Here is a 16,688-nt window from a genome sequence, read left to right as displayed (position 1 = left end):
ATCAAACTGTACCTGCATAAATCAATTCATCCCTTTATTCAGCAACGCCAAAAATTGCTTTATTTTTTAATTTTTAATTCCGCCCTACGGTACTAGTGTTTTGAATGATAGGACAAATTGTATCCTCATGCTGTTCGCCCATATTTTTCCAGCCTGAAAGTAATCCCTTTATTTCAGACCGTAAAGTTAACAACTGATCAATTTGGTGATCAATTTGTAAGAGCTTCTCTTCAAGCTTTTCTTGAATTTCACCACAAGGAGTTTGTCCTTGGTCATAAACCTGAAGAATATTTCCAATCTCCTCTAAGCTAAGACCAAGATTTTGTGCCCTTTTAATGAACGCTAGACGAGTCAGCACATCCAATGAAAACTGGCGGAAGCCTCCCTCTGTTCGTCTTGATGATTTAATTAAACCTAAACTCTCGTAATAGCGAATTGTCCTAATGGGGATTTTGCTTATATCTCTTACCTGACCAATTAAAAGCAGTTTTTTATCCTGAGTTAACACGGCAGATTTTCCCAAATATTGTAACTATTATTACATATTTTTCTATTGATTAACTCATTTAAGAGTTTAGCAAAATGTTAGCGTCAGTAGTTTAAATTTTGATCTAATTAGAGATATTACTAAGTTGTGATTTTTCAAATATCTATTTTGAATGGATATTAGCTTACATGGGCTGAGATTTGACTAGCATAATTTTAACATTTTCAATAAATTTAACTCAATATTTCGTCTCTCTAATTTGCTCCATTTATTGGGTCACTGTTTTTCATGGTACTGAAAGTAACTGTTTTATTCTAGTTTTCATGTTACTTCTAGATCAACAGCTTCACCTCAAGTGAAACCATAAAAATGAATCTCAACTCGCAGACTTTTAGTTCAACCCGTAAACCTAAAAACTTCAATAATCCAGAGCATTTTATTGAGGGATGGTATTGGGTAATACCCTCTCGAAATCTGCGGGTAAGTGAAGTAAAATCTGTCACGATTTTGGGCAGAGAACTAGTGATTTACCGTGGTAAAGATAAAAAAGTAGCTACCTTTGATGCCTACTGTCCACACATGGGCGCTCACCTTGCTGAAGGCAAAGTTGAGGGTAATGCACTACGTTGTTTTTTCCACCACTGGAAGTTTGATGCTGAAGGGATGTGTATTGATATTCCATGTTTAGATACACCGCCTTCCTTAGAATTACAAACTTGGCCCACTGCTGAGAAGTATGGAATGATTTGGGTTTGGACTGGAGAAATACCACAACAACCCTTACCTTTTGTTCCAGAATTAGAACAAAAAGAGTGTGATGTCGCCATCCATTCTCATTTTGTGATGAACTGTCACCCTAGCGTGGTGATGATTAATGCGATTGATGCTCAACACCTCAATACAGTTCACAAGCTGCCAATAGAAATTATTTTTGAAAGACAAGAACTGAACGAGAATGCAATTATCTTCAGTAATACTACACCTATCAAAGACAATTTCTTTTTCATTAAGCTCATTCGTATTTTCTATAAAAATGCCATAACTTACAGTATTTGCTATTGGTATGGTAGCATTGGCATTGTGACACTTGGCCCTGATTTCTTCCATGTCCACATGATGGTTGCAGTTCGCCTCCACGAAGGGGGAAAAACTGAAGGTCAAGTTATGTTGATGACTAAAAAACGTAAAGGAATTTTTGGTTGGTTATACAATCGAGTTGTGCTATGGCTGACTAAGATTGCAGCTAAGTACTTTCTGATGGGTGACATCAAGATTCTTCAAACAATTCAGTTTGATTTGAAAACTCCCATCAAAGAAGATCAGCCAATCATGCAGTTTATTAACCATGTTGAAAAACAGCAATCCCTAATGTGGGGGACTTGGCAAGAAGCGCGATCGCGCGATGTGCAAAGCAAGCCCAAGCGTGAGAGATGGCAAGATAAAATGAGTAATGATTAAGATCATGTCTACATGCCCAGAATTCCGTCAGGCTCGTCGATCAATTAAACGCACACGAAATTATAGCATTGTCAACAATCTTTGCAACAAATGAATCGGCTCTAGGGGCGTACAACTGTATGCCCCTAAAAATGTAGCTATAGCAGGTATTTTGTCAAATAGTATAACAATTAATAAAAGTTCAACGAAATTACTTTGAACTTTTAATTTATTTTTTACTGGGCTACCAGAATAAATAAAAAGAAGTGGCAAAGCCACTTCCTAATTCCCAGGTAGAACCTAAGTCATGAGTATAACCATTACAAAAATTTGAAATAGTATAAACAAACACCAATTAACTTAATATCTATGTTTTCCTTATTTTCTGGGTTAGGAAATCCTGATTTTCATCAGCCAAATAACTGTATATTTACATAGTCTCATAATTGCAATGCAGACTCAATTTTATCCAGTTCATTGCTAAGATGTGCCAGTTTTGCCTCTTCATCAAGAAGTTGCTGTTCTAATTGAAACTTAACTGCCGTACCAGCCTCAATAGCTACAGCTTTCGTCATTTGCTTAAACTTCTCGCTGCGGATGTCAAATTCTACCTTAAGTGCGTCTAGTTTTTGTTGCGATCGCCGTCGTTGTCCAGGACTTAAGCTAGTAGAAATTGGACTAGTCTCAATAGTATCTGCTTCACCAGATAAAAATTTACTTGCACCAGTTCAATTTGCTTTTCTAATTGAAAGCGAATGAGAGTATCTACTGCGATCGCATAATCGTGACGCAACCTTTTTAACTTCTGGGCTAGTAGTTCAGACTGTTCTTATAATCCATCGATTTCATATTGTAGATACTGCTCGGAGGACATCCAGGTAATTTTCTAGTCAATCATTTTTACTTACTTCACCAGCGATAAAATTGTAATATTTTATGTTGCATTTTGAAGTGCAAAAAGCGGATTTTAATTATCTGTATATTTTATTTACTGGAAGTCCCTTAGATGGGAATTTGGATGCAAAATTCTGTTTCCTGACTTGTTTTTGAGTTACATGTTAACTTGCCTTGGTGCATTTCTACTACAATCTGATAACTGATAAATAAGCCAAGTCCAGTTCCTTTACCAACAGGTTTTGTTGTAAAAAATGGATCAAATATTTTGGAAATTACCGATTCATGAATACCCAGACCATTGTTTTTAATGCGAATATTAAGCCAAGTTTCATCAATAATATCAGTATTAATCCAAATAGTAGGAACGAACGGTTGATAATGAGAATTTTGAATAATTGATAGATTAGCAATTGCCTCATTTAAAGCATAAATAGCGTTATTTAAAATATTCAGAAATACTTGATTCAGTTGCGCGGGATAGCACTTTACCTGGGGAATTACTCCATAGTTTGTAATTATTTGAATTCCCATATTTCCCGACTCACTTTGGAAGCGGTGACGCAGTAATGTGATTGTGTGATTGATACCTGCGTGAATATCAACATTTTTGATATCTGCTTCATCCAACCGAGAAAAATTTCGCAGTAACAGCACAATTTCTCTAATGCGTTCGCTGCCAACTTGCATCGACTCCAGCAACTTACCTAAATCTTTTTGAATAAAGTCCAAATCCCAGGTTATTATTGCTTCTTGAATGTGTAGCGAGGGAACTGGATAGGTTTGCTGGTAGAGTTGCAAGATTTTTAATAAGACTTCTGTATACTCAGATGCATGGGTAAGATTAGCGTAAATAAAGTTAACTGGATTATTAATTTCGTGAGCAATCCCTGCAACTAATTGCCGCAAACTCGACATTTTTTCAGTTTGCACCAGTTGAGCCTGAGTATATTTGAGTTTCTCAAGGGTAACTTTTAGGTTGTGATTAGCTTGAATTAGCTCAATATTTCGTTGTTCTACCCTAGCTTCCAGTTCCTCATTCGTTTGCTTCAGTAATGCTTCTGCGTGTTTGCGATCGCTAATATTGCTCAGTGAGCCAGAGAATTCTGTTTCACTTTGAGGTTGAGCAGATAGTTCCAACCAAACAATTACACCAGTTTGATGGTAAAAGCGGAGTTCTTGACAAACCTCTACTCCGGTTTGTAGCTTTTCTAGAGTTTCTGACCACAAGTGCTGATCATCCAAGTCAATGAAATTGCCTAAAGCACTACCGATGACATTTTCTATCCCATAACCAAGGGTATTTGTCCAGGCTCGGTTGAGGAAATTGAGATTACCCAAGCGATCGCACTTAAACACAATTTCGCGCAGACTATTCACCAATTCCCGGTAACGCCGTTCGGATTCAGACAATTTTTCAATCAAACTGTACTGAATCTGTGTATGCAATTCATTGCTTAAATCTGACATTCTACTGTACTCTCAAACGCTGAAGTAGCTCGGTATGGTTAATTGTATCGGCGTATAAGGGGAAGACGTGAGTGTGGTAGAATTCTTGCTCAAACACCGTGCGAGCAGAAGTGCAATCAGACAAAAGAACAACCTGATAACCTTTCTCATGGGCAGAACGACCTGTAGAATCAATACAAACCGAAGTGACTGCACCAGCTAGAACTACATGAGTAATCTCTTTTTCATGGAGAATCATGTCTAAGTTAGTATTCATGAAAGCATTAAATCCTCGTTTTCCCGGAACTTCGAGAATTCTGCTGCCAAAAGGTAGCAACTCATCAATCATCTGCGATCCTTTCGTACCAGCTTGAAAAGCCCCAACTTCCTTGATAGTTTTAAGAATGCCAACAGGTTCAACCAATTCCTGGTAGTTTGGCGTAAAAAAAATCGGTGTGGCAATCATTAACACTGGAGTTTGCAGCAAACATTGTACAAGCTCAACGGTGTTTTCTAATACTTTGGTGGCCCTTGAGGATTCCTCAATGACATTATGTAGAATACCATCGGCTGCAAAGTAGTCATTTTGATAACCAATCAAGATCACAGCAGTACTTTGGGGTTGCATTGTATTTCTAACTATTTAGTATGGTACAGACACTTTATTATTCCCGTTTTAAGTGTGTTTCTAACGATAACTAACAGGGAGAACATATCTGATACCAATTCAAAATTCAAAATGACGTTCTCTACGAGACGCTACGCATAGCAAGATCCCCGTAGGGGTACGCGGACTCGCTCTAAGCGTTGCCATGCCGAAGGCGTTGCCTCTCGTTCGCATTAGCGTCTCCCCTTCTCCCAAAGGGAGAGGCTAACGCCAAGGGAGAAGAGAAGGCTTTACGCTGCGCTAACAAAATTTAAAATGAAGAAAACTAGATATCACAAGGGTTTGAGAGTGTATATCTGTCGCATTTTTTTTTCAAATTGGTGTGACCCCTCTTTTGTCACTCTGGGGAAATAAAAATTGGGGCTAAATGATGAAACCTCGATTTAGTGCGAAGATTAGCGATCGCAAACTAATAGAAACCTTCAAACAAAGCTCTACAGTTAAAATCCTATCTGGACGAGGGTTACAAATTATTCTCTACCGAAAGTGACAAAAGAGGGGTGACTTTTCACGGGAAGTCCTCAAGCCCCAAAAAAACGTGACTTTTTCCACAGGTTAATTCTCAATAGCTTTAAGTTAATGAAAATAGTTAACGAAAAAATCAGGGCTTGGAAAACCCTCAAAATGGGCTTTTCCACATACCGTGAAAAGTTAGATCCTCAATATGTCCTTTTGGTTTATTAAAGCCCAATATTCCCTGATCAATATCTCAGAAGTGGGCGTAGCCTATGCCTTTGCAAGAAACCTCAAAACTGTGAACGGCTACGTGCGTTTAACATTTGGGTTTCAGCAGTCGGGGACATCGTGGCTTTGAGGACAAAACTATTTATATGCGATCGCAGGAGGTCATCCCGGATTAAATTAGCCACCTCTGCGAGAATCCGATTTAGTTATTGCTTTTCAGTTTTAACTTCTACAATTTCCCAATTACGGATTCCCGATTTCCCAATAAGTTTATTTCATAACTCTAGTTGCGTTGAAAATTGCAAGTAAAGCTACTCCCACATCAGCAAATACAGCTTCCCACATTGTCGCTACGCCTAAAATACCCAATCCAATAAATACACCTTTAATTGCTAACGCAAAACCGATATTTTGCCAAACAATTCTGCGGGTTTTTCTGGCGATTTGTATTGCTTCTGCCACTTTTGAGGGTGCATCTGTCATAATCACAATGTCGGCAGTTTCGATCGCCGCATCTGAGCCTAACCCACCCATTGCTATACCAACATCTGCTCTAGCAATCACTGGCGCATCATTAATGCCATCTCCAACAAAGGCAACTTTACTATGCTTACCAACGGTACTGAGTAACTTCTCAATGGCATTGACTTTTTCTTCTGGTAATAACTCTGCTTCGTAAGCATCTATACCTAGCTGTTCAGCAATGCGAGATGCGATCGCCTGATTATCTCCTGTCAACATTACTGTTCTCTCTACACCCATTCCTTTGAGTGCTTGAATAGCAAGTCTCGCATCTTCTTTGGGTTCATCAGCAATGACAATATACCCAGCGTAAATATTATCCACTGCTAGATGAATAACTGTTCCTTCTAACTGGCAATTATCATGAGCAATATTCTCTCTATGTAATAAGCGATCGCTTCCTGCTATCACTACCCTATTTTCAACCTTGGCTCTAATTCCATAGCCTGCTATTTCTTCATAATCTCTCACTTCAAATTCATCGATTTTTCCACCATAAGCTTTGCGGATAGATTGAGCAATGGGATGATTCGAGTGCAATTCTACTTTGGCGGCTAATTGCAGCAATTCTTGTTCAACGTAGCCATTTGATGGTACTACTTTTGCTACTTTAAATACACCGTGAGTTAACGTTCCAGTTTTATCAAAAACAACTGTATTCACTGCATTTAAAGCATCTAAAAAAGTAGAGCCTTTAATCAAAATACCACGTTTAGCTGCACCTCCTACGCCTCCAAAGTAACCTAAGGGAATACTGATCACTAGTCCACAGGGACAGGAAATAACTAGTAAAATTAGAGCGCGATAAACCCATTCTGAAGAAGTTGCGCCAGCAATGAATAAAGAAGGTAATAATGCAACTGCTAAAGATATAAAAACTACGATTGGCGTGTAATATCGGGCAAATTTAGTAATAAATTTTTCTGTTTCTGCTTTTTTACTTTTGGCGTTTTGCACCAAGTCCAAAATCTTAGCAATGGAAGAGTCATCAAATAGTTTTGTTACTTTAATGCTAAGAACACCCATTTTATTAATCATCCCAGCCAAAACTGTCTCTCCCAGCCTCACCGATCGCGGTACAGACTCTCCAGTTAAAGCAGATGTATCGACTTGTGAATTCCCATCTATAATCTCACCATCTAAAGGAATCTTTTCCCCAGGTTTGACGACGATAATATCTCCAATGTTTACTGTATTTGGGGATACTTTTTTTAATTCTCCCTTTGTTTGAATATTAGCATAATCTGGACGTACTTCTAATAAAGCTTTGATCGAATTACGGGAACGGCTAACGGCAATATCTTGAAACAATTCCCCAATTTTATAAAATAACATGACTCCCACAGCTTCGGGTAACTTATGAATTGCGATCGCCCCTAATGTCGCTACTGCCATTAAAAACATTTCATCGAATATTCTACCTTTGAGGATATTGCGTCCAGCAGTTTTTAAAACACTCCATCCACTTAATAAATAGGCAGGAATAAAAAGCAGATATTCACCTATTGAGTAGAATGTATTGTGTAATTGATTTTCAAAAATTACACCGGGCGCATATAAACTTAAAATCGCTACTAAAGGCAATATCTCATTTTTCAGATTTAATTCTCCACCGTGGTCATGATTGTGGTCATGGTTATGATTATCATCATGATTATGATCATGGTTATGATTCTCGTGATGGTTATGTTCACAGTTGCAACAATTTGAAGATTCTGAATATACTTTACGCTTCATTTTTTCTGTTGAGGATAGTAAATTACTTGATATCTGAGCCTTTTTCCAAATGTAATAAAAAAAAGAGCTTTTTACAAGTTGATAATTTAAGAACGAGAATCTATATCAAAATTATTGCTAAATAATTTATCCTATTTTTAGCTAAAATTAAGCTTTTAAAGCTTGAAAAGATAGCCATACTGATTCTTAGTTGTATAGAATAATGTACAACATGACTTTTGTTCGTAGTGAGCGATAAATCGCTCTGCATAAGATTATTAAAAGGAAATTGCTGACATCAAGCCAACAATCACCATCTTAGGGATAATAGAGCGGATTTAAATTTGCTGAAGTAGACGACTAAGGTTTTCAAGCCAGATATCGAGGTTGTTTGACTTCTGAATTCTGCTGTAGCAGTTAATTTGCGATCAAACTGGGTGATAGGGAACATTCTTGAGTAACAAGTGTCATATCATAGCTAGCTATTCTTAGGGAAAATCCACTTGAAGTTTGAAAGTGAATCGAATACCCTAAACTAGTAGACAATTTTCTCAAGTAAATCTATGAACAAAAAAATTCTTTTGAATTTGCTTTCCACTTCCTCAATCTTTGTGTCAATGATGTCTACGCTGGTAGTATTTCATCCTGCCCATGCTAGTACTTCTATTACACAGCGATTACTGCACACAGAAGATGGTCGTACCTGTATCACTAATCCACATGGTGGAAAAGATTTTGTGTGCATTCGAGATTCAGAGAGAAAGCAACCGTATACTTCTGGACGTTCCGCAACCATTGTTACATCAGTATCAGATCAAAATATTGCCATGCTGAATTTTACTGACGAGGAAAGTGATGCTGCCATTAAGACATTTGGCTGCGACTGTCCATTATGTATCAATTCTTTGCGGCAGTTGCGCGGTACTGGAAACTTGGTGTATTAAGATTGAAAAGCGCTGATAGCAACTATAACTTCTGTTAGATACGCGTGATTAATCACATATAGAACATATACGAAACCAAAAAAGCATTTTTAACTAAATACTACTACTAGTCTGTCAAGTTTAAATTAACGGGTTAGTAAGTTATTAGTGAGGACTTTATTCCTTATCTTCTAAGCACTAAAGTCCTTACTACAAACCCTTAAAACTAGCTTGGACATTGTACTACTATTATTTGGTAAAATATAAATTCATTTCTGGGGCGGTTTGTAGAAGCAATTCATGAATTGCCCCTACAGCGTCCAGTTTTGCATAAGTCCTGAAATAAAAAGACGCACAAAAATTATCAAATACTCTGTAAAAGCGTCTTGTTTATTCAACCACCTCATTTACAGGGAATCTATCGATCAACTGCATCGCTCGATAGGCATTACGCAAGAAAGAGTCTGGTAAATGGGGAACGTGGGGTATTTGCGATAATAAATCCAACGTCCGCCTTAGAATTCTTACCACGTCGCCTTCATCCAAGGTGGTGTTCTCGCAGAGTTCTATCCACTCCATTCCTAGCGCCCATTGTTCCACGATCGCAATTAACTCAAACTCCAACCATATAGGCAGCGCTACGTTATACCGCCGTTGTAGTTGGAACATTTGACGGCGAATTCCCCGCAATTTTGCTAAGGCTTCTGCTACTTCATTACTAAGCTCAAAGTTAACTTTGCTATCTGGACGAGGGGTTTCCATCACCAAAGCGGCGGCGGCGGCGGCTAAATGGTGCGGATCTAAGTTGTCCAATTCACCACTAGCGAATACTAAACCAAGCCACAATTCATTCTCGCCTCGAATGGCGGCAGCAATTCGCCCTAATACTGTGGGCACTAAGTTATCTAAAGCGCCAAAGTGTTGCAGAATTGCGATTAAATTGAGAAATTCTTCCCAATGACGTTGTGACTGTTGCTCTACTTGCCCTTGCAACTGTTCAAGTTCGGCTTCTAGTTCAACATAGCGGGCCCGGCGCTTGAAAAGCGTGGCAGCATTGCCTGATTGATGTAGGGGATGAGCTTCTAATTGCTCTTGGACGGCAGCAGTGCGACTGAGTTGTTCTGCTACTTCTGGAGCCAGATTCAAAGATTCTACCGGATTGGGAATATGCGTGGCGATCGCAAAGGTTTCTTGATTACCCCGGCGTGACTGTCCTGGCTTCAAAGGCATCTCTGGCGGTGGTAGTAAATCAGGTGGCACTTCAATTCGCGGCAGTTCGGCATACAAATCGACTACATCCCCTGTTGTTGCCACATACCAGCGATTATCATGTCCCAAGCATACCAAGTAAGGAGCTTGACCAGAACCAGGCGATTTGCCCACTAAAACTGCGGTTACGGGCGAAGATACTGTGATGTTTTTACCTTTGAGACTCAACAGAGTTCCTGACACTGCAAATCCCAACATCATCCCCAATTCTTCTTGTCTATCTTCCTGCGCTTGCTCTTGCAAGGTTTTCAATATCTGGCGTTCTACTTTCAGGCGTTGCCGCAATTTCTCATAAATAGCCAGTTCATTTTCATCAACTGCGGCGATTTGCTCATGAAGTTGAGCTAATTGTGTTTGCAGTTCGGCAATCTCATCATATTCTGGTCTTAAATGCAAGGTAGCCATGTACTGCCCAAAGCTGCGTTCTATCAGTTCCCTGGTTTGCTCTAGGGTATGTGTTTGCAGCAAGTTTAATACCATGCCATAACTGGGCGTAAACTGGCTTACAAGGGGATCTGGCTTGGATGTTCCCAAATACGCTGCTTCTTTAGCTCCTTCAAAGGGAGTTTGGACCGTCACCACATGACCTTGTTTATCCATCCCCCGGCGGCCTGCTCGTCCCGCCATTTGCAAGAATTCGGAAGCGTTTAACAAGCGGTGTCCGGTATCGGTACGTTTGGAAAGGGTAGAAATTACCGTTGTCCGGGCAGGCATATTAATTCCCGCCGCTAATGTTTCAGTAGCAAATACTACTTTAATCAGCCCTTGCTGAAATAGTTCTTCTACCAATGCTTTCCAAGCAGGCAAAATTCCGGCGTGGTGGGCAGCAATTCCCCGGTATAGGGGTGCAATTTGCCCAGAACGCCCTGCTTCGGGATTGCGCGCTAAAAAGTCATCAATCTGTTGCCGTAAAATCTGGGACTCTTCATTATTTACCAGCCATAAATCACCAACTTCCGCCACGGCTTTATCACATCCCCGGCGGCTGAAAATAAAGTAAATCGCTGGTAGCATATCCCGTTGCTCTAACTGGCTCAAGGTAAAAACTATTCCAGGAGCCTCTGGTCTACCACTTCTCCCCCTCTCCCTTTCTCCCCCTCTCCCTTTCTTCTTCTGAATAAGGCGGGGGTTAATTTTGGTTTTGCTATCATTTAGCAGGGGAAATAACCCTTTGGGATTGCAAAAGTAAAATTCCAAGGGAACTGGGCGAAAATCGGAGTAAATCAGGTCAGTTGGGCCGTGAACGCGGTTTAGCCAATCGGTGAGTTGCTCGCTATTGGCAACCGTTGCTGAGAGGGCTGCTAGTTGGACTTCACGGGGACAATAGATGATTGATTCTTCCCAAACAGTACCGCGCTGGCGATCGTTCATGTAGTGGCACTCATCAAGTATCACCGCTTCAACGTCTACTAATGAGATACCGACTTGCCCAATGGGTGTGCCATAGAGCATATTTCGGAAAATTTCTGTGGTCATCACTAAAATCGGTGCATCTCTGTTAATGGAGGCATCTCCAGTTAACAGTCCAACTTGATCAAACCCGAATTTTTCTCGAAAGTCACGCAATTTTTGATTCGACAGCGCCTTTAGGGGAGTAGTATAAAATACACGTTTTCCTCGCGCCAGGGCGCGATAAATAGCGTATTCCCCGACTAATGTTTTGCCCGAACCTGTGGGCGCACATACGACTACGGAGCGTCCGGCGTTTAGGGACGCGATCGCTTCTTTTTGAAACTGATCCAGATCAAAGGGAAATATAGACCCTAAGTCAAGTTCTGGAGACGGTGCAGGATAATTCACTCAATCACATTTGCAACCAGATTGTCTACTATACTAACGAGTCTTTTGTCAACTTCGTTAGGGATTGGGGATTGGGGATTGGGTATAGAGAAGAATTTCAGCACCCAGTCCCCAGTCCCTAGTCCCCAGTCCCCAGTCTCTCATTTTCCCAGTCTCTCATTTTCCCAGTTCTTGCGATCGCTCTGTGGCAGCTTTGACTGCTTCTATTAAAGCTGAACGAAATCCTGCCTGTTCTAGCTTGGCAATCCCCGCAATGGTTGTACCACCAGGGCTGGTAACGCGATCTTTAAGTTCTGCTGGGTGCATTTTGGTTTCATGTAACAGTTTTGCTGTTCCTAGTACGGTTTGCAATGCTAGTTGATTAGCAATTGCTCTAGGTAAACCTGCGGATACTCCGCCATCAGCAAGTGCTTCTACTAGTAGCGCCACGTAAGCCGGACCGCTACCAGATAGCCCTGTAACTGCATCCATCAGCCCTTCTGAGACTTCTACGACTTCCCCCACAGCAGAAAAAACCTGCTGTGCTATTTGGTAGTGCTTGGCATTGGTATATGCACCTGAACAAATGGCGGTAATTCCTGCTCCCACTGTTGCTGGGGTGTTGGGCATTGCTCTGATAACTGGCAATTGCACAAATGCAGCTTCTAGCTGACTCAAAGGCACACCTGCTAATATGGAAATGATTAGGGGTGAGTGTTCTTTATTAAGAAGATCAATATCTGTTAATTCTTGAGCGATCGCGCTGAACACCTGCGGTTTTACTGCCAAAAAGACAACTTCTTTGACTTGAGCGAAAACTTGGCTATTATCTGTAGTCACAGCAACATTGTATTGCTGTTTTAAAAAATCTAGGCGTGAAGATAGCGGTTCGCTAACTATAACTTCTGATGAGTGATAAATTCCACGCGCAATAAGGCGGGATAAGAGCGCTTCTCCCATTACCCCACCACCAATTAAGCCAAATTTTATAGTCATTTATCATTTGTCATTTGTAAGCTAGCGCGGTCTTCTCCCAATGGGAGACGCCAAAGGCAATAGCGCAGCGTTAGCGAGGAACGAGGGTCACCCGTAAGGGTCATTAGTCGGTTGTCCTTTGTCATTTGTCACCATCATCAAAACCTAGGACTAATCACAAAGGACAAAGGACTAACAACTAATTTAATTTTATTGTGCCATCCGGTTAGTTTCGTTGCCCCAGGTTTGATTTGGAGAACCTGTAGGACGAGAAGGCCGTGCTGGCGGTTGTGGTACTTCATGAAGAACGCCACCTTGAGTGCTAACTTGGACACAGCTTGGCGTAAACAAGAAGATGCTCTCACCGATCCGCTCTTGATGTCCATCTAGTGCGTAAGTACCACCTGCAACAAAATCTACTGCTCGTTGAGCTTGATCTGGGTCCATGATTGTCAGATTTAATACCACTGACTTGCGTTCTCGCAACGCTTGAATTGCCTGGGGCATTTCTTCAAAGGTGCGTGGTTCGAGTACTAAAACTTCCGAAATTCCGTTAATTGCTCCTGGCATACCAATCACATTCCCCATTGGCTTTGAACCTGCTGTTATATCATCTCCCATTGTAGGCACTGGTTCCCGCCAGCGTCGATTTTGAGCGGCTGGGCTTTCCTGTGGTGCTGGTGGTTGGGGATTTTCTTGCTGATACAGATTTTGGTAATTATTATCTGTTTCTGGTTCTTCTTCGTAATACTCGTATTCAACTTGCTCATTTAGACCCACAAAGTCTCTGAGTTTGGAAAATATATTGTTCATTGTCTGTGTACTCTCCTGGTGCGAATAGCCGATATTGACTTGGCTTAAGATTGATTAAGTAGGAGCAAGCGCTACATCGGTGGATACTACAGCAAGTATACTGCTATTTGTAACCCATACTACTGGTTTGGGCGATGAACTGACACTTCTTGCAAAGGTCTGTGCATCGCCTAAACATAATAATGAGTCAAGATTATATCCTAAGGTTTGTCCGAAGGAAAGTCCTTTTTACCCCATTTTCCCTTAGCGATTGCTTTTGTCAATACTATATCCTTTGTTTCTAATTGCACCAGTCTGCTACAAAATTCTTGTCATCAAATCCTGATCTCTATTAATACTGAAGAGCAAGGCTGATGAGCAAAGGCTAAGAGCGATCGCCAAACAAAATTGTTCCTAATCGTACCATCGTTGCGCCTGCTTGCACTGCCAGTTCGTAGTCGCCTGACATACCCATAGACAGGTGCTGCATTTTAATGTGCGACCAGTTTTGCTCCTGGATTTTCTTTGCTAGCTCACGATTGAGATTAAATACATTCAAAATTTCGGGATCATTTAATCCTGAAGGCGGAATTGTCATCAAACCTTGAATTTGTAAATTTTTGTATTGATCGAGTGTGGGTAAATCAGCCAAAAGTTCTGGCACACTCCAACCAGACTTGTTGGGATCGGGGAGAATTTTCACTTGCAGGCAAACCTGGGGACTCACTCCTAGCTGTTGTGCCAATTGATCTAAACGCTGTGCCAGCTTCAAATTATCGACGGAGTGAATCCAAGGGAATTGTTCAATAGCTTTTTTGGCTTTATTGCTTTGCAAATGTCCAATAAAGTGCCAGGTAATATCCGGTAAGTCTTGCAACTCGGCTTGTTTGGTGGCGGCTTCTTGGATACGACTCTCCGCAAAATCACGAATTCCTGCGGAGTATGCAGACCGAATGGCCTGGGCAGGAACTTGCTTGCTAACAGCAATCAATTTGACCGAAGTTGGCAGGGAGGAGCGAATGGAAACAATACGTTCGGAAATCGAACTATTCATTGGAAGGTGCGTTGGAAAACACTCTGAAGCTGATCGTACTCCTGAGATTGTCCACTGCGCCGCAGGGTACGTAAGCGATTTTCCAACATCATTCTAGCCTCAGTACGTCCTAGAGACTGAAATTTAACACCTTTAACGTCATTTGCAACCAAAAAAAACAAGCGCTGGGCATAAAGTGTGGTGAACAAATCCTGGTTCTCATCAACCATACAGATTTTGTAAAGTAAACCCCAAGTTGGATGGTTTATGTAAGTTTCTGCGTTTTCTGGATTCATTTAAGAGTCAAGGTGTAGTCAAGGTGGAGTATGTATATCTTTTCGCAGTGAATTCCAAACATTCAGACGATAATACCAACATTCGCCAGAATATTTCCTTAAAATGCAAAACTGCGGTTGCCAAAACCTTGATCTAGTTTCTAATGGGCAGATGAAGCTAGTGGTAGTGAAGCGAAATGGTACAACATGACACGCGAAGCGTAGACTCGAAGAGTAGAGGCTTGTCGATAGATTTCGCCTTATACTTTGGTGACTCAAATACACCAACCTGGCGGCACAAGGCATAAAACAGTCCTGACCCTCTTATTGAAAGTTTAGCGTGGCAAGGGAAAACACCCTTTGAAATTCCCAACGGCAACAGCTAACTTTTCAACTTCTTTCCATACTGCCACAACTGTGGCTGAATGGCACAAAATTAGGGAGTGGGGAGATGCGGGACCAGGGGGCGCAGGGGGAGAAAGAATAACTAATAACCTATTCCCTATTTCCTATTCCTTATTCCCTATTGATTATTTAGCATTTTCAGGGCTGCCAGTTGTGCCTGGGCTTTGTGCAGAGATTCATACCATTCTTTCTCAGGATCGCTGTCTGCGACAATTCCTGCACCAACTTGTCCCCAGACAATGTTGAGTGCTGAGTGCTGGGGGATGAGTCTTGAGTGGGGAAATGAAGAAGAATTTACTCCGTCTGCTTCTTGAGACGCGGGGGCTAGTAACAGGGTGCGGATTAAGATATTTAAATCTAAATGACCACGCCAATCTAAATAGCCGCAGGAACCGTAGAACAAGCTGCGCCGCACGGGTTCTAGTTCTTCGATAATTTCCATGCAACGGACTTTGGGACAACCTGTGATTGTGCCACCTGGAAACGTGGCGCGGATCAAATCAATGGTGGTGCATTCGCCTTTTAAAGTACCTTTGATGTTGCTGACAAGATGCATCACATGGCTATATCGCTCAATTGTCAGTAATTCGTCAACAGTAACCGTTCCCCATTCACAAACTCGCCCTAAATCATTACGTTCCAAGTCCACCAGCATGATGTGTTCTGCACGTTCTTTGGTATTGCTGAGTAAATCTTGTGCCAGTTGCATATCTTGTTCTGGAGTGACACCACGCGATCGCGTCCCAGCGATCGGTCTGGTTTCGGCTTGCTGATTTTGCAACATTACTAACCGTTCTGGCGAACAACTGATCACTTCTCCCCAAGGCGTTTGCCAATAGCTGGCAAAAGGCGAAGGATTGATTTTTTGCAAGGCTTGGTAAATTTCCCAACCAGAAGCTAATGTAGATGCTTGAAATCGCAATGAAAGATTTGTCTGAAAGATGTCTCCAGCTTGAATATATTTTTTCGCCTGGTTTACAGCTGTTTCATAATCTGCTTGCGATGTCAAAAAGAGAGGAGGTGAAGAAGACACGGGGACGTGAGGACGAGGAGACACCGAGAATTCTGTCGCCAAGTGTTTCTTTACTAACTTCTTTTGTAATTCATCGAGTCCACTTGCATCACTGGCAGCTAGCCAAAGAATTTGTTGCGCGTGATCTAAAACGGTAAAACAATCTGGTTCATACCAAAAAGCTATGGGAAATGGTAGGGGATCAATTTTATGACGTGGTAACTGTTCAATTTCCCATGCCACATCATAGCCTAGCCAACCCAACCAACCGCCGGTGAAAGGGAGGTCGGAAGCAGGGGAAGTAAATTCCTCCTCATGTCCCGCTACCCCTTGCTGTAACAACTTTTCTAGGAAAGGAAAAACCTCTCC

16 protein-coding genes are annotated in these 16,688 nt (G+C 41.3%); 3 read left to right on the top strand and 13 right to left on the bottom strand.

The genetic code is table 11. The features are described from left to right. Positions 1-73 precede the first annotated feature (73 nt). A complete protein-coding gene (locus ACFE90_RS25245; protein ID WP_375505194.1) occupies positions 74-508 on the bottom strand; it encodes a heavy metal-responsive transcriptional regulator in 435 nt (144 codons plus the stop codon). A 348-nt stretch (positions 509-856) separates the two neighbouring features. Here ACFE90_RS25245 and ACFE90_RS25240 point away from each other — a divergent pair, with 348 nt between their 5' ends. Further along, complete coding sequence (locus ACFE90_RS25240; protein WP_375505193.1) at positions 857-1,945, top strand: Rieske 2Fe-2S domain-containing protein; 1,089 nt, start codon at positions 857-859, stop codon at positions 1,943-1,945. 419 nt (positions 1,946-2,364) lie between these two features. On the opposite strand, the gene ACFE90_RS25235 is transcribed toward ACFE90_RS25240, so the two are convergent. The 4 genes from ACFE90_RS25235 to ACFE90_RS25220 all read right to left on the bottom strand — a co-directional run bounded on the left by ACFE90_RS25235 (position 2,365) and on the right by ACFE90_RS25220 (position 4,895). Beyond that, the gene (locus ACFE90_RS25235) at positions 2,365-2,499 is read right to left on the bottom strand and encodes a hypothetical protein (RefSeq protein WP_375505192.1); all 135 of its coding nucleotides are present in this window, start codon (positions 2,497-2,499) and stop codon (positions 2,365-2,367) included. A gap of 83 nt (positions 2,500-2,582) precedes the next feature. Continuing rightward, entirely contained in the window at positions 2,583-2,717 is a 135-nt protein-coding gene (locus ACFE90_RS25230; protein ID WP_375505191.1) for a hypothetical protein, read from the bottom strand. A gap of 209 nt (positions 2,718-2,926) precedes the next feature. Continuing rightward, positions 2,927-4,288, bottom strand: coding sequence for an ATP-binding protein (locus ACFE90_RS25225; RefSeq protein ID WP_375505190.1), 1,362 nt, complete (start codon positions 4,286-4,288; stop codon positions 2,927-2,929). 1 nt (position 4,289) lies between these two features. Then, positions 4,290-4,895, bottom strand: a complete 606-nt coding sequence (locus tag ACFE90_RS25220; protein ID WP_375505189.1) for an isochorismatase family cysteine hydrolase — start codon at positions 4,893-4,895, stop codon at positions 4,290-4,292. A 406-nt stretch (positions 4,896-5,301) separates the two neighbouring features. Here ACFE90_RS25220 and ACFE90_RS25215 point away from each other — a divergent pair, with 406 nt between their 5' ends. Further along, a complete protein-coding gene (locus ACFE90_RS25215; RefSeq protein WP_375505188.1) occupies positions 5,302-5,424 on the top strand; it encodes a hypothetical protein in 123 nt (40 codons plus the stop codon). Positions 5,425-5,680: 256 nt separating this feature from the next. Here ACFE90_RS25215 and ACFE90_RS25210 read toward each other — a convergent pair whose 3' ends face one another. Both ACFE90_RS25210 and ACFE90_RS25205 read right to left on the bottom strand, forming a co-directional pair. Continuing rightward, positions 5,681-5,803, bottom strand: a complete 123-nt coding sequence (locus ACFE90_RS25210) for a hypothetical protein (RefSeq protein ID WP_375505187.1) — start codon at positions 5,801-5,803, stop codon at positions 5,681-5,683. An 85-nt stretch (positions 5,804-5,888) separates the two neighbouring features. Beyond that, positions 5,889-7,877 (bottom strand): heavy metal translocating P-type ATPase, encoded by a 1,989-nt coding sequence (locus ACFE90_RS25205; protein ID WP_375505186.1) that lies wholly within the window; start codon positions 7,875-7,877, stop codon positions 5,889-5,891. A gap of 542 nt (positions 7,878-8,419) precedes the next feature. Between ACFE90_RS25205 and ACFE90_RS25200 the strand changes: the two genes are divergently transcribed. Continuing rightward, positions 8,420-8,800: a hypothetical protein gene (locus ACFE90_RS25200; protein ID WP_375505185.1), complete on the top strand. Its 381-nt coding sequence runs from the start codon at positions 8,420-8,422 to the stop codon at positions 8,798-8,800. Positions 8,801-9,169: 369 nt separating this feature from the next. On the opposite strand, the gene ACFE90_RS25195 is transcribed toward ACFE90_RS25200, so the two are convergent. The 6 genes from ACFE90_RS25195 to ACFE90_RS25170 form a co-directional block, all read right to left on the bottom strand. Next, positions 9,170-11,848, bottom strand: coding sequence for a DEAD/DEAH box helicase (locus ACFE90_RS25195; protein ID WP_375505184.1), 2,679 nt, complete (start codon positions 11,846-11,848; stop codon positions 9,170-9,172). A gap of 156 nt (positions 11,849-12,004) precedes the next feature. Next, positions 12,005-12,823 carry a pyrroline-5-carboxylate reductase gene (proC, locus tag ACFE90_RS25190; RefSeq protein ID WP_375505183.1) on the bottom strand — a complete coding sequence of 273 codons (819 nt, stop codon included), beginning with the start codon at positions 12,821-12,823 and terminating at the stop codon, positions 12,005-12,007. 189 nt (positions 12,824-13,012) lie between these two features. Then, positions 13,013-13,615 (bottom strand): cell division protein SepF, encoded by a 603-nt coding sequence (locus ACFE90_RS25185; RefSeq protein ID WP_375505182.1) that lies wholly within the window; start codon positions 13,613-13,615, stop codon positions 13,013-13,015. Positions 13,616-13,979: 364 nt separating this feature from the next. Further along, positions 13,980-14,648: a YggS family pyridoxal phosphate-dependent enzyme gene (locus ACFE90_RS25180; RefSeq protein WP_375505181.1), complete on the bottom strand. Its 669-nt coding sequence runs from the start codon at positions 14,646-14,648 to the stop codon at positions 13,980-13,982. Further along, complete coding sequence (gene pipX, locus ACFE90_RS25175; protein WP_109010971.1) at positions 14,645-14,923, bottom strand: transcriptional coactivator PipX; 279 nt, start codon at positions 14,921-14,923, stop codon at positions 14,645-14,647. The genes ACFE90_RS25180 and pipX overlap by 4 nt, the downstream gene beginning before the upstream one ends. Positions 14,924-15,425: 502 nt before the next feature. Next, positions 15,426-16,688: anthranilate synthase component I (locus tag ACFE90_RS25170; RefSeq protein ID WP_375505180.1), on the bottom strand; the 1,263-nt coding region annotated here is incomplete at its 5' end.

This window comes from uncultured Nostoc sp. (assembly GCF_964245445.1).
Classification (GTDB): Bacteria; Cyanobacteriota; Cyanobacteriia; order Cyanobacteriales; family Nostocaceae; genus Nostoc.
Note: the sequence above shows the minus strand (reverse complement) of the source record. Positions and strands in the feature narration are given on the sequence as shown.

Coding starts and splice junctions, on each gene's coding strand:
- ACFE90_RS25240 (WP_375505193.1), top strand. CDS start 857: ATGAATCTCAACTCGCAGACTTTTAGTTCAACCCGTAAACCTAAAAAC.
- ACFE90_RS25235 (WP_375505192.1), bottom strand. CDS start 2,499: ATGACGAAAGCTGTAGCTATTGAGGCTGGTACGGCAGTTAAGTTTCAA.
- ACFE90_RS25225 (WP_375505190.1), bottom strand. CDS start 4,288: ATGTCAGATTTAAGCAATGAATTGCATACACAGATTCAGTACAGTTTG.
- ACFE90_RS25220 (WP_375505189.1), bottom strand. CDS start 4,895: ATGCAACCCCAAAGTACTGCTGTGATCTTGATTGGTTATCAAAATGAC.
- ACFE90_RS25215 (WP_375505188.1), top strand. CDS start 5,302: ATGATGAAACCTCGATTTAGTGCGAAGATTAGCGATCGCAAACTAATA.
- ACFE90_RS25205 (WP_375505186.1), bottom strand. CDS start 7,877: ATGAAGCGTAAAGTATATTCAGAATCTTCAAATTGTTGCAACTGTGAA.
- ACFE90_RS25200 (WP_375505185.1), top strand. CDS start 8,420: ATGAACAAAAAAATTCTTTTGAATTTGCTTTCCACTTCCTCAATCTTT.
- proC (WP_375505183.1), bottom strand. CDS start 12,823: ATGACTATAAAATTTGGCTTAATTGGTGGTGGGGTAATGGGAGAAGCG.
- ACFE90_RS25185 (WP_375505182.1), bottom strand. CDS start 13,615: ATGAACAATATATTTTCCAAACTCAGAGACTTTGTGGGTCTAAATGAG.
- ACFE90_RS25180 (WP_375505181.1), bottom strand. CDS start 14,648: ATGAATAGTTCGATTTCCGAACGTATTGTTTCCATTCGCTCCTCCCTG.
- pipX (WP_109010971.1), bottom strand. CDS start 14,923: ATGAATCCAGAAAACGCAGAAACTTACATAAACCATCCAACTTGGGGT.